Below are 14,846 nucleotides of genomic sequence, written 5' to 3'. Positions count from 1 at the left end.
TCGGTACGGTACGGACCGTACGCCCGCACCACCGCGCAGCAGCGATCACCGCCCCAGCCCCGGAGCCGCGATGAGCCCGCCCGTCCCGATCCGGACCAGTCCCCTGGACACCGCCCTGGCCTGCGCGTTCCTCGGCGCCATGGTGGTCGAGCGGCTCGGCGCGGCCGCGGGGCTCCGCACCGGGATACCGCTCGCCCTGGCGCTGAGCGCCGCCGTCGCCGGCCCGCTCGCCGTCCGGCGCACCCTGCCGCTGGCCGGGTATCTGATCGGTTCCGCCGCGCTGTCGGCGGAGGCGCTGTTCGTCCTGCCCAGCCCGCTGACGCCGTACGCGAACCTGATCGGCCTGTACTCGCTCGGCCTGTACGCCACGCGCCGCCGGGCCTGGCTGGGCCCGTTCGCCGCGCTCCTCGGGATGGCCGCCTACTTCGCGGACTTCGGGCACGCCTACCCGGTGATCCCGGCCGGCGTCCTCTTCTTCTGGCTGCTCGGCTGGGCTTTCGGGTACGGGGCGGCCCGGCGCGCCGAGGAGCGGGACGCGGCCCGGTCGCTGCTGCGCCAGCGGGTCGTCGCCGAGGAACGGGCCCGGCTGGCCCGCGAACTCCACGACCTGGTCGGCCACACGGTGAACGTGATGCTCATCCAGGCCGGCGCGGCCCGCCGGCTGCTCGACCGCGAACCGGACCGCACCCGCGAGCTGCTGTCCGGGCTGGAGCACACCGGCCGGGAGGCCCTGGACGACCTGGACCGGGTGCTCGGCCTGCTCCGGCGGAGCGCCGGGGCGCCGGAGCAGGGCGGCCCCGACGGTCGTACCGACCCTGCCGACCGCACCGGCCCCGCCGACGACGAGCCGCTCCTGCAGCCCGGCCTGGCCGACCTGGGCCGGCTCACCGGCCGGATCGGGCAGGCCGGGATCCGGGTCACCGTACGGGTCGACCCGGCCGCCCGGCAGGTGCCGCGCAGCATCGACGTCTCGGCGTACCGCATCGTCCAGGAGGCGCTCACCAACACCGTGAAGCACGCACAGGCCGGATCCGCCGATGTCACCGTCCAGTGCGCCGGGGGCGCGCTCGACATCGAGGTGTGCGACGACGGCCGCGGCGCCGCCCCGGGGTACGCGCCCGGCCGGGGGCTGCTCGGCATCGCGGAACGGGTCTCGGTGCTCGGCGGCAGCGTGGAGCACGAGAGGGGTGAACGGGGCGGGTTCCGGCTCCACGCCGTCCTCCCGATCCCATGACGGTCCGGGTGGTGGTGGCCGACGACGATGCCCTGCTGCGCGCCGGGGTGGCCCTCGTACTGGAGACCGGCGACGGCATCGAGGTGGTCGGCGAGGCGGCGGACGGGCTGCGGGCGGTCGAGCTGTGCCGCTCACTGCGGCCGGACGTCGTCCTGATGGACGTCCGGATGCCCGGCATCGACGGCGTCGAGGCGACCCGCCGGGTGGTCGCGGCCGGCCTGCCCACCCGGGTCCTGGTGCTGACGACGTTCCACCACGACGACTACGTGTGGGGTGCGCTGCGGGCCGGGGCCGGCGGCTTCCTGCTCAAGCGGGCCTCGCCGGAGCGCCTCATCGACGCCGTGCACACCCTCGCCGCCGGCGAGTCCGTGCTGGACCCGGCGGTCACCCGCGACCTGGTCGCCCAGGTCGTCGGCCGGACCACGGACCCCCTGCGGCCCACGCCGGACGATCTCAGGCTCGCCCGGCTCACCGCCCGTGAACGCCAGGTCCTCCGGCTGGCCGCGGAGGGGCACTCGAACGCCGAGATCGCCGATCTCCTCGTCCTGGCCGAATCGACCGTCAAGACCCATATGAAACGGATCCTGCTGAAGATCGACGCCCGCGACCGCGCCCAGGCGGTCGCCATCTCCTACCGCAGCGGGCTGATGTCGCCCCCGGGCGCGGGCGGCGGCATCCTCGGCGGCGCCTGACCGGATGTCAGAGGCAGGCCTTAGGGTCGGCGCATGACCGATCGCGAGTCCTTCGCCCCACTGACCTTCTTCGAGTACGACCACCGGCCGGGCACCTACTGCCTGCTCCTGAGTGACGGCTGGATGCCCGAGGCGGACGACGTCTTCGAGGCGGCCGGCCACGACGCGGGCGGCTACGGCTGGGAGGGGGTGGCGAGGTCCGCGATCCGGGAACGGGCGCCGGAGCTGGCGGGCCGGATCTCCTTCGACTCCGAGGCGGGCATGTTCGTCGCCTACGGGGACGACGCCGACGCGCTGAGGGCACTGGGGGCGCTCCTGCGGGAGGCCTGCCGGGACCGCGCCCTGCTCCGCGAACTGGTCGAGGCCGGCGACCCCGACTGGTTCGACTAGAACGTCCGGGCCCGGACGTCACCCGGTCCGGCGCCGGGCGGGGAAGCCGTGGACGCGGGCGGCGGTGACCACGGCCAGGACGGGGAGGAGCAGCGCGAGGACGGTCCAGGGGAAGGAGCCGGCGCCGAAGCGGTCGAGCAGGAAGCCGCCGGCCACGCCGCCGCCCGCCATGGCGGCGTTCCAGAGCGTGACCAGCATGGCCTGGGCGGCGTCCGCCTGTTCGCCGCCCGCGTCGCCGACGGCGGTCTGCAGCAGGGTCGGGATGCCGCCCCAGCCCAGGCCCCAGAGCACCGCCGCCACGTAGACGGGCGCGGGGCCGTCGACGGGCACCGCCAGGACGGCGGCCGCGCCGGCGACCAGCAGGCCGCTCGCGAGGGTGAGGGTGCGCAGCCGCCGGTGGATGCGGACGCCGGTGAACCAGATGCCCGCGAGCGAGGCGACGCCGAAGACGAGCAGCACCAGGCCGGTGGCATCGCCCAGGCCGGCCCGGTCGAGGTACGGGGCGATGTAGGTGTAGAGGACGGTGTGGGCCAGGACGAAGACGAAGGTCACGAAGAGCACCGGCACCACCCCCGGGACGGCGAGCGCCCGCAGGGCCGGGGCCCGTTCGGCCCGGCCCTGGCCGGGGTGGCCGGGGTGGTCGGGGACGGTCGCGGCGATCCAGCCGATCACGCCGACCGCCAGCACGGTCATCAGCAGGAACGCCACCCACCAGCCGAGCGCCGTGCCGAGGAAGGTCCCGGCGGGCACGCCCAGCGACAGGGCGACGGGCGCGCCGGTCATCGCGATGGCGATCGCCTTGCCCTGGAGGGGTGCCGGCGCCAGTCGGCGCGCGTACCCGGCAAGCAGGGCCCAGGCCAGGCCGGCCGCCACCCCGGCGACGAACCGGGCCGCCATGGTGAGCGGATAGCCGGACGAGAGGGCGGTGACGGTGTTGGCGGCGGCGAACCCGGCCATCGCGGTGAGCAGCAGCCGCTTGCGCCGCCATCCGGCGGTGGCCGCGGTGAGCGGGAGGGCGGTGACCGCCGTCCCGATCGCGTAGATGGTGACCGACTGGCCCATCGCGGACTCGCTGACGCCGAGGTCGGTGCTCATGGCGGGCAGGACGCCGGCCGGCAGGGTCTCGGTGAGGGCCGTGATGAAGACGGCGGTGGCCAGGGCCAGCAGCGCCGACAGGGGAAGTCCCGTCTGCTTGACGGCAGTTGACGGCCGCACAGGCGGCTGTGCGGATGGCTGTGTGGTTCGCATGACGGCTATGCTCAAACCCTCACATTGATGTGAGGGTCAACGCGTCCCGGTGTGAGGTGAGCCACATGATGATCGGGGAGCTGGCGGAGCGCACCGGCACGTCCCGCCGGCTGCTGCGCTACTACGAGGAGCAGCGGCTGATCGTCGCCGACCGCCGGGCCAACGGCTACCGGGACTACGCCGAGTCCTGCGTCGACCGGGTCCTGCAGATCCGGGGCCTGCTCGACGCCGGGCTGCCGACCCGCCTCATCCGGCAGATCCTGCCCTGCCTGGACAAGCCCCGGGTCATCCACTTCGCCGACGCCACCCCGGAGATGATCGCCACCCTGGAGCACGAACTCGCCGGTATGACCGAGCGGATCAGGTTCCTCACCCGCAACCGGGACGCCATCGCCGAGTACCTGGAAGCGGTGCGGGTGGAGCACTGACCGCCCCGGGGCGCCGGACGGTTCCGTCCGGCGCCCCGGGAGGCCGGGCCCAGGGGTCGGGCCCGGCCGGGCCGGTCAGCGGCGGAAGTAGCCGTCGAAGTTCTTGGAGAACTCCCGCCCGGCGAACTGGTCCCAGTTGATCGACCAGGTCATCAGGCCGCGCAGGTTGGGCTGGGCGCCGGCCTTGGGGACGTAACTGCCGCAGTTGGCCAGCTTGGTGAGGCAGTCCAGGGCCTTGTTGACCTCGGCGGGGGCGACGTAGCCGTTGCCCGCGTTGGTGGTGGCCGGCATGCCGATGGCGAGCTTGGAGGCGGGCAGCGGCGGGAACATGTTGGCGGTGTTGCCCGCGACCGGGAAGCCCTTGAGCAGCATGTCGGTCATCGCGACGTGGAAGTCGGCGCCGCCCATCGAGTGGTACTGGTTGTCCAGGCCCATGATGGAGCCGGAGTTGTAGTCCTGCACGTGCAGCAGGGTGAGGTCGTCACGCAGGGCGTAGATGACCGGCAGGTAGGCTCCGGCACGCGGGTCCTGGCCGCCCCACGGACCGGATCCGTAGTACTGGTAGCCGAGTTGGACGAAGAAGGTCTCCGGGGCCATCGAGAGGACGAAGCCCGGGCCGTACTTGGCCTTCAGGGTCTTCAGCGCGGAGATCAGGTTGACGACGACCGGGCTGGTCGGGTTCTTGAAGTCGGTGTCACCGGTGTTCAGCGACAGCGAGTGGCCCTCGAAGTCGACGTCCAGGCCGTCCAGGCCCCACTTGTCGATGATCGCCGAGACCGAGCTGACGAAGGTGTCGCGGGCGGCCGTGGTGGTGAGCTGGACCTGGCCGTTCTGGCCGCCGATCGAGATCAGCACCTTCTTGCCCTGGGCCCGCTTGGCGGCGATGGCCGCCTTGAAGTCGGCGTCCGACTCGACGCCCGGGCACTCGGTGACCGGGCAGCGGTTGAACCGGATGTCACCGGAGGTGACGGAGGTCGGCTCGCCGAAGGAGAGGTTGATGAAGTCCCAGGAGTTCGGGATGTCGGCGACCCGGGTGTACCCGGCGCCGTTGGCGAAGCTGGCGTGCAGGTAGCCGACCAGGGTGTGGCCCCCGGCGGGCGGGGAGGTGGGCGTGGCGGTGTCGGTCGGGGTCGCCGTCACGGTGGGCGAGCCGGTGTCGGTGGGCGTCACCGTCGGGGAGGCCGTCGCGGTCGGGGAGGCGGTCGCCGTCGGGCTCGGCGCGCCGGGGCCGTCCAGCGAGACGTCGTCCGCGTAGTACGTGCCCTGGCCGTACCAGCCGTGCGTGTACACGGTGGCGCTGGTCTGGCCGGCGCCCGTGGTGAAGCTGACGCTGAGCTTCTGGTACGCGCCACCGGTGCCGGGCGTCCAGGTGCTGGTGCCACCGTCCACGCCGAGGTAGACGTACGAGCCCTTGAGGTACGCGCTGAGCGTGTAGGTGGTGTTCGGGGCGACGGTGACGGTCTGGGCGCAGCGGGCGATGTCGCTCGCCGAGGCGGCCGCGGCGAGCGCGTAAGTGCCGCCGTGGGCCTGGCCGGTGACGACGCTTCCGGTGCCGCCGGTGCAGCTCCAGGGGGCCAGGGAGCCGCTCTCGAAACCGCCGTTGACCAGGAACTCCCCGGCCGAGGCGGCGGGCGCCAGGCCCAGGGTGAGGCCGACCATGGTGGCGGCGGCGACGGCCGAGGCGGTGCCGGCGGCGAGCAGCGTCCGGGGACGGCGGCGGCCGGGGGTGGTGGTGGGCAGGGGCACTGTTCTGCGCATGCGGGGACTCCTGCGGGGGCGCGATCGTGGGGGACGTCCGAGGGCACGGCAGAGGTACGCGCCAGTGGGGGATCGGCCCGACCTCGCACCCAAGTTGGACTAGACCACTGAAGTGGATCCGGCCGTACGGTGTCAATGGTCCAGACCGGTCCGGTAGCGGACAGCCGCACACCGGGCCGCCTTCCCGGTTGCCGGGAGTGACACCCCGTCGAAGGATGGAGGGGTGACCTCGCCCGGCTACCTCCGCCACCCCCACCTGCACGGGGGCCTGCTGGCGTTCACCGCCGAGGACGACGTCTGGCTCGCGCCGCTCGCCCCGGACGGCGGCACCGGCCGGGCCTGGCGGGTCAGCTGCGACCGCACCCGGGTCAGCCACCCCCGGTTCTCCCCCGACGGCCGCACCCTCGCCTGGACCAGCTGGCAGAGCCCGGCCCCCGAGGTGTGGACGGCCCCGGTCGAGGGCGGCGAGGGCGTCCGGCTCAGCTACTGGGGCAGCCAGGACACCCGGGTCCGCGGCTGGCTGCCCGACGGTGAGGTGCTGGCCGTCACCTCCTTCCACGAGCCCTTCGGCCACTACACCTGGGCGCACGCGCTGCCATCCGACGGCTCCCCCGGCCGCCGGATGCCCTGGGGACCGGTCGGCGACGCCCAGATGGGCCGCACCAACACCGTGCTGCTCACCGGTTCGGCCCCGCACGAGCCCGCCGCGTGGAAGCGCTACCGGGGCGGCGCCACCGGCCGGCTCTGGGTGGACGGCGAGCAGATCCTCCCGGGCCACCCCGGCCACCTCTCCTCACCGATGCCGGTGGGAGGGCCCGGCGATCCCAGGATCGCCTTCCTCTCGGACCACGAGGGCATCGGCAACCTCTACTCCTGCCGCCCCGACGGCGGCGACCTGCGCCGGCACACCGACCACGCCTCGTACTACGCCCGGGAGGCCGCCACCGACGGCACCCGGATCGTCTACCAGCACGCCGGCGACCTCTGGCTGCTGGAGAGCCTGGAGGCGTCCGCGCCGCGCCGGCTGCGCGTCCCGCTCGGCGGTGCCCGGGCCGGCCGGCGGCCGTACCAGGTGAACGCCGCCGCCCACGTCAAGGACCTGGCCTGCGACCAGACCGGCCGGGCCGGGGTGGTCACCGTACGCGGCAGCCAGTACTGGCTGACCCACCGCGACGGCCCCGCCCGGGCGCTCGCCGACACCCCGGGCGTGCGCACCCGGCTGCCGGTCGTGCTCGGCCACACCGGCGAGGCCGCCTGGATCACCGACGCCGAGGGCGCGGACGCGGTCGAGGTCGTCCCCCTCCCCGGGCACGAACCGGCCGGGTACCAGGCCACCGGGCACCCGGCGACCGCGCACGGGCCGACCGGACACCCGGCCGCGGAGCCCGGGACGCCGACGCCGCGCCACCACCACCGCCTGCTCGCCGCCGGGCGGATCGGGCGCGTCCTGGAACTCACCGCCTCCCCCGACGGCACCCGGCTGGCCGCCGCCACCTCCGACGGACGGCTGCTCCTGGTCGCCACCGCCGACGGCGCCGTCCGTGAAGTGGCCGCCTCCGACTACGGCCCGGTCTCCGCCGCCCGCTTCTCCCCCGACTCGCACTGGATCGCCTGGTCCCAGCCGTCGGCCGGGCGCTCGCTGCGCCGCATCCGGCTCACCCGCGCCGACGCGCCCGCGCCGATCACCGAGGTCACCGACGGCCGGTTCGAGGACGAGCAGCCGGTGTTCACCCGGGACGGCCGCTACCTCGCCTTCCTCTCCTGGCGCGGCTTCGACCCCGTCCACGACGTGCACACCGGCGACCTCTCCTTCCCGCTCGGCTGCCGCCCCTACCTCGTCCCGCTCACCGCCGACACCCCCTCCCCGTTCGCCGCCCCCGCCGAGGACGGCGCCCCGCGCGACGACGGCGACGGCACCGTGCGGGTGGATCCGCAGAACATCGGCGAGCGGCTGGTGCAGTTCCCGGTGGTCGCCTCCAAGTACTCGGCCACCGACGCCGTGCGCGGCGGGCTGGTCTGGCTGCGCTGGCCGATCTCCGGCACCCTCGGGCAGACCTTCACCAACCCGGACGACACCTCCGGCCGCCCCTCCCTGGAGTACTTCGACCTGGTCCGGGGCACCCGCACCACCCTGGTCGACAAGCTGGACGGCTACGCGGTCTCCGGCGACGGCGGCTCGATCTCCGTCTACTCGGCGGGCACCCTGCGGGTCGTCCCGGTCGGCGCCCCCTCCGCCGGGACCGGCGTCGACCTGCGCCGGATCACCCACACCGTGCACCCGGCCGCCGAGTGGCGCCAGGCGTACCACGAGGCGGCCCGGATCGTCCGGGACCAGTTCTGGGACACCGGCATGTCCGGGCTGGACTGGCCCGCCCTGGTCGCCCAGTACGAGCCGCTGCTGGAGCGGATCGCCGGGCCGGACGACTTCGCCGACCTGCTGCGCGAACTCCTCGGCGAACTCGGCACCTCGCACGCCTATGTCACCCCGTCCCGGCGCAGCGAGGGCACCTCACCGGGCCTGCAGCCGCTCGGCCTGCTCGGCGCCGACGCCCACCGCACGCCCGACGGGCGCTGGCTGGTCGACCGCGTCCTGCCCGGCGAATCCTCCGACCCGCGCGCCCGCGCACCGCTCGCCACCCGGGGCGTCCAGCCGGGCGACGAACTGCTCGCGGTGGCCGGGCGCCCGGTGGACCCGGTGCGCGGCCCGGCGCCGCTGCTGGCCGGCACCGGCGGCACCACCGTGGAACTCACCCTGCGCGGGGCGGCCGGCCCGGACGCCCCGGTCCGGCGGATCACCGTCACCCCGCTGACCGACGAACGGGCCGTCCGCTACCAGTACTGGGTGACCAAACGCCGCGCGCTGGTCCGGGAGTTCAGCGACGGCCGGTGCGGCTACCTGCACATCCCTGACCTCGGCGGCTCCGGCTGGGCCCAGTTCAACCGCGACCTGCGCCGCGAGCTGGACAAGCCGGCCCTGGTGCTGGACGTGCGCGGCAACGCCGGGGGCAACGTCTCCGAGCTGGTGCTGGAGAAGCTCACCCGGCGCGTGCTGGCCTGGGACTTCAGCCGCGGGCGGCAGCCGGTGCGGTGGCCGCGCTACGCCCCGCGCGGCCCGGTGGTGGCGCTGGCCGACGAGGCCACCAGCTCGGACGGCGATGTGATCATCGCGGCGATCAAGCTGCTGGGGCTGGGCCCGGTGGTCGGCAACCGCACCTGGGGCGGGGTGGTCGGCATGACCGGTCGGCACCTGCTCGGCGACGGGACGCAGATCTCGGTACCGAAGAACGCCTCCTGGTTCACCGGCGGGCTCGGCTGGTCGGTGGAGAACCACGGCGTGGAACCGGACGTGCACGTGCTGCGCACCCCGCACGACTGGGCCCGGGGCCGGCACACCGAGCTGGTCACCGCGGTGCAGCTGGCGCTGGAGCTGCTGGAGGACGCCCCGGCCGCCGTCCCGCCGCCCGACGACACCCCGCGTCCGGATCTGCGGCGGCCGCCGCTGCCCCCGCGTGAGCGCTGAACCGGGCGCTGCCGCGGTGGACGCCGAACGGCGCGAGCGCCGACGGACACGCCCCGTCGGCGCTCGCGCCGTTCAGTCCCGCTCAGTCCCAGGGATCGCCCTCGGCGGTCATGTCCTCGCGGGCCCGTTCCTCGGCCTCCCGCTCGGTGAGCCGCTCCGCCGACCTGGCCTCGCGGACCTTCTCCGTCTCGTCGCTGAACGCGTCGGCGGCCTCGTCGTGGGCGAGGGCGGCACGCCGGGCGGCCTCCGTCGCCGCGGTGGTGTCCTGCTCATGGCTCCCGCCGAGGGAGGACCTGGCCTCCCCGGCGTCGTGCGCCCTGTGGCGGAACCTGTCGAAGATGCCCATGACTCCTCCTCCGGACGGATACCGGGCTGCCCCCACTCTCACACCGGGGCCGGACAAGCGCATCCGCAGACGGCCGGAGCGGACGACCTGAGCAGACGGCCGGACCGGACCGGCCGCCGGTTGGGTCCTTGGTCCCGGGTAGGAAGCATCCAAGGGCCGTAGCCGCCCCGTACGGGGCGGGCGGAGGGTGGAGACGTCAGCCGCTCCCGGCAGCGCCGCCGGGCGACCCCGCAGCCCACCCGCGAAAGGCCACCCCGAACAGGCCGTCCCCGAACAGGTCACCCCGAAAGGTCACGGCCGCGCGCGGGATCCCCACCGCGCACGGGCCGGACGCGATCCGCCGCCTCTCACCGCTGGAGCCTGCCATGCCTGTCGCCGCCGAGCCGGAACCGACCGCCCGCCGCCGCGCCCACGAGGAACACGTCGGCGGACCGCGCCGACTGGTCGGACCGCTGGCCGCGCTGGACGGGCGGCTGCCCGGGACGCACGACCTGCTGCTGATGCAGTGCCCGAGCTCGCTGCGGCCGCTCGGCGGCGGCGAGCTGCCGGACTGGGCGCGGCTGGTGCTGCGCGCACACCCCTGGGTGACGGTCGGGCGGGCGCCCGCCCGGGTGGGCGCTCCGCTGGACACCCCGCACCCGGTGCGCTGCACCCGGGACGTCTCGGCCGCGCCCGAACACTGGCTCCCGGTGACGGTGCGCGGCCCCGAGCGCGGGCAGCGGCTGGACGCCCTGGCGCCGAAGGCGGCGGTGGCGCGCACGCTGCGGCCCGAGCAGCTGATCGGACGGCACGCCCTGCTGCCGGCCGCCCGGGTGGCGGCCGTCCCCGCGCTGGCGGTGCTGCCGGTGGTCGACGAGCTGGTCGCGGACCACCGGCTGGCCTGGGGCCCGATCGGCGCGATCGGCTACGAGCTGGCCACCGGCGAACCGGTGACCGGACCGCTGAGCCCGCTGCGGCTGGTGCTGCGCGCCCCGCAGCCGGTCAGCCGACGGGACGCGCTGCACCTGCGACGGGCGCTGAGCAAGCTGCCCGTACCGGTGCAGGCCGAACTGGAGACCCGGCACGGCGCGGTGCTGCTGGCCGAGTACGCGGCCGGGCCGCTGACCCTCACCCTGCTGACGCCCGACGGGCCCCGGGAGGTCCACGACCCGTGGTTCCCCCAGGGCCTGCGGCCCGGGCCGTTCAACCGCTGACGCTGGCCGCGCCGCTCTCCAGGTGGCCGGTGAACCGCTGCGACCAGGTGGCGTCGGCGTCCACCGTGACGGTGAAGTCGTACCAGCCGTCGGTGTAGGCCACCGCGTTGAAGAAGTCGCTCACGCTGCCGCCGGCCGGCACCTGGTACGTCCAGGGGCCGTCCGTGCGGTAGTTGTTCGAGGCGATGGTGAAGGTCAGCGCGGTGGTGCCGGAGTTGGCGAGCCGGAGGTAGAGGGCCAGCCGGCCGGTGCCCGGCTCGACCGCGTACGAGGCGGTGACGGCCGCGTTCCGGCCCGCCTTGGTGGTGTCGCCCTTGAAGCGGCGCAGGAAGCGGTTGGGGCCGACCACGGACAGGTCGTACTGGCCGCCGCCGTAGCCGGTGCCGCAGTTGAAGAAGTCGCTCTGCCTGCCGCCGGGGTCGACGGTGTACTGCCAGGGCCCGCCGCTGCGGTAGGCGTTGGCGTAGGCCGCGAAGTGGGCCGACTTCCGGGCCGCCGGGCCCTCGTTGGCCATCGCCAGCCAGACCTTGGCCACGCCGCCGGAGCCGAACTCCAGGTGGTCCAGGTTGGCGTTCGGCTGGTACGGCAGGGCGCGCGCCGGGCGGGTGCCGGGCTCCTGGACGGGCAGCTTGTTGTCGACCGGCGCCGGGTTGGGCAGCGGTCCACAGCTCGCCATGCCGATCACCGCGTCGGTGTTGGGCAGCGCCGGGAGGCCGTAGACCGGGTTGGCGAAGTCGAAGGCGCTGGTCAGGTCGCCGCAGACGCGACGCCGCCAGTCGCTGATGTTGGGGCAGGTGGCGGGCTTGCCGAGGGCGGCCGTCCACTGCTCCAGGAAGCGCAGGACGGAGGTGTGGTCGAAGACCTCGGAGTTCACCCAGCCACCGCGGGTCCAGGGCGAGATGGCGATCATCGGGACGCGGAAGCCGAGGCCGATGTTGGTCCCGTTGTAGAACTCGCCCGGGGTGCCGGCCGGGGCCGCGGGCGGCGGGACGTGGTCGAAGAAGCCGTCGTTCTCGTCGTAGTTGAGGAAGAGGACGGTGGAGTTGAAGACGTCCGGGTCCGCGTTGAGCGCGTCGATCACGTTGTGGACGAAGTGCGCGCCGTCGGTGGGGGTCGAGTACGGGTGCTCCGAGGTGCCCTGGTCGGGGACGATCCAGGAGACCTGCGGAAGGGTGCCGCCGCGGACGTCGGCCTTGATCGCGGCGACGATGTCGTCCGGGGTGCGGCCGGTCGCCCTGGGGACGGAGCCCATGCCCTTGACGGCCAGCGGGCTGCCGGCCGGGGCACCGGTGAACTGCGTGAAATAGGCCAAGGCGTTGTCGCCGTAGTTGTCGGCGGCGTTCTGGTAGACCTTCCAGCTCACACCGGCGTTCTCCAGCGCCTCGGCGTAGGTCTGCCAGCGCAGGCCCTTCTCGTCGCCGCCGTCGTACGCCGGGCCGCCCGCGGTGCCGGCCGGGTCGATCTGGCCGGACCAGTGGTAGGTGCGGTTGGGGCCGGTGGCGCTGAGGACGGAGCAGAAGTAGGCGTCGCAGATGGTCCAGTTCTCGGCGAGCGCGTAGTGGAACGGGATGTCCTGGCGGGTGAGGTGGCCGAGGGTGCGGACGTTCCCCTTGGCGGCGACCCAGGAGTCCAGCTTGCCGCCGTTCCACGCCCGGTGCTGGTCGCTCCAGGCATGACTCAGATCCCCATTGCACTGGGCCAGGCGCGCGGGGTCGGCGCCGCCGGCCGGTTTGGTGGCGCTGAACTGCCAGGGGTACTGCCGGCCGAGCCCGTTGGGCTGGTTGAAGACGCTGTAGCCGCCGGCGATCTGGATCGCGCTGCGGTCGGCGAAGCCGCGCACGCCGCGCAGCAGGCCGAAGTAGTGGTCGAAGCTGCGGTTCTCCTGCATCAGGATCACGATGTGGCGCGCGTCGGCGATGGTGCCGGTCTGCGACAGCGCCGCCGAGGGCACGGTGGCGGGCCCCGCGGCGGGCGCCGCCCCCGCTCCGGTGCTCCCGGCCACGGCCAGACCCGCCGCGGCGGCGCCGGACAGCGTGACGAACTTCCTACGACTCAGCTCGGCCATCAGCCCGGCCCGTCCCTTCGCTGGCGATGTTGTGCACACAAGTCGGCGCTCATCGATCGCGCAGCATCCTCCTCCCGCCCCGAACGGCCCCACCAGAGGGCCGCGCCAGGGTTGGCGGACTGTTCTCCCCGCCGTCACCGAGCGGCCGGGAGCTGAACGGCGGGCCGCCCCACCGGGGTGCCGGACCCGGCGGCGGGCCGGGCCTGAGGGCGGGTCGGGCGCGAGCTCAGCCGTCCTTCACGGTGATGCCCAGGGCGTGGGCGAACTGGGGCACCAGCTCCATCAGTTGGAGCGAGCTGATCAGGGCGCCGCGCAGGCCCTCGGGCCCGTCGGTGAGGCCGAGCCGGACGGCGCCGCGCAGATCGGTCCTGGTCATCCTGGCGCCGCGCAGCCGGACCTCCTCCAGGGTCGAACCGGGGAAGGAGACATCGGTCAGCTTCGCGTCGCCGAAGTCCACGTCGCGCAGCAGGCAGTCCTCGAAGACGACGTCCCGCAGGACGGCGGCGCGCAGATTGACGGCCTCCAGCTTGCAGCTGCGGAACACCACCCGGCGCAGCGCCGAGCCGTGCGCGGCGACGCCGGCCAGGACGCCGCCGGTGACGGCGCTGTCCTGCCAGTCGCTGTCGCTGAGTTCGCAGGCCACCCAGCGCCCGGCCTGTGCCCACACCTCGTTGAAGCGGGCCTGGCGGAGCTTCATCCCGCTCAGCGAGACGCCGGTGAACGCGCACTCCAGGAAGGTGGCACCGCCGGCCGACTGGTCGCGGTACTCGCCGCCGTCGAAGTGGACGGTGTCGTAGCGCTCGTCACTGCGCAGCGGCCCGGTGTGCGGGCGCAGCAGTGCCGCGTACGGCAGGTCGGCCAGGCGGTCGGGGACGGACAGGGGCATGGCGGTGGCACCTCACGGTCGGCGGACGGGTCCTCGTCCGCATGCTCGCACGCGGCACCGACAGCGACACCGACACCGACAGCGCCGCGACGGCGGGATCGCGGCGCCGGAAGGACCGCGCGGACGCGTGCGGCCCGGCCGCTCCGGGGAGCGGCCGGGCCGTCAGGGCTGCGGCCGGTGCGAACCGGTCAGCCGCGGAGCCAGAGGGAGTTCACCCGGCTGCGCTCGGCGCTGTTCGGGTAGGGGTTGGTGCAGGAGGTGCCGGGGCCGCCGCCCGACATCAGCTCGCTGCACGGGCCGGAGTAGTGGTCGGGCAGGCCGAGCACGTGGCCGGTCTCGTGCGCGGTGACCCGGACGGAGCTGTACTGCCGGTTCTGCTGGTAGTCCAGGAAGATGTAGCCCCGGCCGTGACCGTCGGTGCTGGCGTACGAGCCGCGCGAGTCGTTGCCCTCGTAGTAGCGGAAGTCGGCCGCCGAGCCCGAGCGGAGCTGGACGTTGGCGACCGAGCTGTTCCAGATCTGGGCGGACTGGGCTATCTGGCTGCCGAAGCTCGGGGCGCTGCTGGCGTCGTAGGTGACCACGACGGCCTTGAGGTACGGGGTGGCCGCCTGCTTGGCGAGCGCGGACTTCATCACGGCCTCGTAGAACGCCTTGTTGCCGGCGTCCTCGGCGGCCGAGCCCGCGTACCCCGTGGTGGCCGTGTAGCCCTGGACCGGCGCGGCGGCGGCCGCGGTGGGCAGGGCGACCAGGCCGGCGGCGAGCGCGAGACCGACGGCGGCGGAGAACGTCCGTGAAATGCGGTTCATGTGGGGGCTCCGATTCATGAGCGCCGCGGCCGATGGGGGTCGGCGGCGGGACACCTGTCGAGCGGGTCGATGCCCAGAGCTTCGGGCAGCGCGGCGGCCCGGCGCATGATGTCAACCGGTGATAGTGCCGCCCAATACCCCTGCTATCCGGGGCCTTTGAGGTGTCTTTGAATCGCCTTGACTCTGACATGCCCCTGGCATTCCACTCGGGCGGCGGTTAGGCTCCCGGCGAGGAGGCGGACATGGACAGGACGAGCGGAAAACGCGAACGCGTAGCGGG

At 74.2% G+C, this 14,846-nt stretch carries 12 protein-coding genes; 6 read left to right on the top strand and 6 right to left on the bottom strand.

Translation table 11 applies throughout. The features are described 5' to 3' along the window. Positions 1–70 precede the first annotated feature (70 nt). From ACIP82_RS23040 to ACIP82_RS23030, 3 genes are read left to right on the top strand one after another with little or no spacing between them, the layout of a single operon-like run. Positions 71–1,234 carry a sensor histidine kinase gene (locus ACIP82_RS23040; protein ID WP_400655691.1) on the top strand — a complete coding sequence of 388 codons (1,164 nt, stop codon included), beginning with the start codon at positions 71–73 and terminating at the stop codon, positions 1,232–1,234. Beyond that, on the top strand, positions 1,231–1,926 hold the full coding sequence (locus tag ACIP82_RS23035; RefSeq protein ID WP_400655689.1) for a response regulator: 696 nt from the start codon (positions 1,231–1,233) through the stop codon (positions 1,924–1,926). Before ACIP82_RS23040 ends, ACIP82_RS23035 begins: the two co-directional genes overlap by 4 nt. A gap of 33 nt (positions 1,927–1,959) precedes the next feature. Beyond that, the gene (locus ACIP82_RS23030) at positions 1,960–2,316 is read left to right on the top strand and encodes an immunity 51 family protein (protein ID WP_363606749.1); all 357 of its coding nucleotides are present in this window, start codon (positions 1,960–1,962) and stop codon (positions 2,314–2,316) included. Positions 2,317–2,334: 18 nt separating this feature from the next. On the opposite strand, the gene ACIP82_RS23025 is transcribed toward ACIP82_RS23030, so the two are convergent. Then, the gene (locus ACIP82_RS23025; RefSeq protein WP_400655686.1) at positions 2,335–3,564 is read right to left on the bottom strand and encodes an MFS transporter; all 1,230 of its coding nucleotides are present in this window, start codon (positions 3,562–3,564) and stop codon (positions 2,335–2,337) included. A gap of 65 nt (positions 3,565–3,629) precedes the next feature. On the opposite strand from ACIP82_RS23025, the gene ACIP82_RS23020 reads away from it, so the two are divergent. Continuing rightward, entirely contained in the window at positions 3,630–3,992 is a 363-nt protein-coding gene (locus tag ACIP82_RS23020; protein WP_400655684.1) for a MerR family transcriptional regulator, read from the top strand. A gap of 75 nt (positions 3,993–4,067) precedes the next feature. On the opposite strand, the gene ACIP82_RS23015 is transcribed toward ACIP82_RS23020, so the two are convergent. Further along, a complete protein-coding gene (locus ACIP82_RS23015) occupies positions 4,068–5,750 on the bottom strand; it encodes a chitinase (protein ID WP_400655681.1) in 1,683 nt (560 codons plus the stop codon). Between the two features lie 223 nt (positions 5,751–5,973). Here ACIP82_RS23015 and ACIP82_RS23010 point away from each other — a divergent pair, with 223 nt between their 5' ends. After that, a complete protein-coding gene (locus tag ACIP82_RS23010) occupies positions 5,974–9,270 on the top strand; it encodes a S41 family peptidase (protein ID WP_400655679.1) in 3,297 nt (1,098 codons plus the stop codon). An 82-nt stretch (positions 9,271–9,352) separates the two neighbouring features. On the opposite strand, the gene ACIP82_RS23005 is transcribed toward ACIP82_RS23010, so the two are convergent. Beyond that, complete coding sequence (locus tag ACIP82_RS23005; RefSeq protein WP_363606744.1) at positions 9,353–9,616, bottom strand: hypothetical protein; 264 nt, start codon at positions 9,614–9,616, stop codon at positions 9,353–9,355. A gap of 365 nt (positions 9,617–9,981) precedes the next feature. On the opposite strand from ACIP82_RS23005, the gene ACIP82_RS23000 reads away from it, so the two are divergent. Continuing rightward, positions 9,982–10,809 carry a phosphoribosyl-dephospho-CoA transferase MdcG domain-containing protein gene (locus ACIP82_RS23000; protein ID WP_400655676.1) on the top strand — a complete coding sequence of 276 codons (828 nt, stop codon included), beginning with the start codon at positions 9,982–9,984 and terminating at the stop codon, positions 10,807–10,809. On the opposite strand, the gene ACIP82_RS22995 is transcribed toward ACIP82_RS23000, so the two are convergent. From ACIP82_RS22995 to snpA, 3 genes are all read right to left on the bottom strand, one after another. Continuing rightward, positions 10,799–12,874, bottom strand: a complete 2,076-nt coding sequence (locus ACIP82_RS22995; protein ID WP_400655674.1) for a phosphocholine-specific phospholipase C — start codon at positions 12,872–12,874, stop codon at positions 10,799–10,801. The two genes, ACIP82_RS23000 and ACIP82_RS22995, sit on opposite strands and share 11 nt — an antisense overlap. 226 nt (positions 12,875–13,100) lie before the next feature. Next, complete coding sequence (locus ACIP82_RS22990) at positions 13,101–13,760, bottom strand: pentapeptide repeat-containing protein (protein WP_400655672.1); 660 nt, start codon at positions 13,758–13,760, stop codon at positions 13,101–13,103. Between the two features lie 188 nt (positions 13,761–13,948). Continuing rightward, complete coding sequence (gene snpA / locus ACIP82_RS22985; RefSeq protein ID WP_400655670.1) at positions 13,949–14,566, bottom strand: snapalysin; 618 nt, start codon at positions 14,564–14,566, stop codon at positions 13,949–13,951. Between the last annotated feature and the right edge of the window lie 280 nt (positions 14,567–14,846).

The organism is Kitasatospora sp. NPDC088548 (genome assembly GCF_044753005.1).
Lineage (GTDB): Bacteria > Actinomycetota > Actinomycetes > Streptomycetales > Streptomycetaceae > Kitasatospora.
The sequence above is the reverse complement of the archived record's forward strand: the minus strand, read 5'-3'. Positions and strand labels throughout refer to the sequence as shown.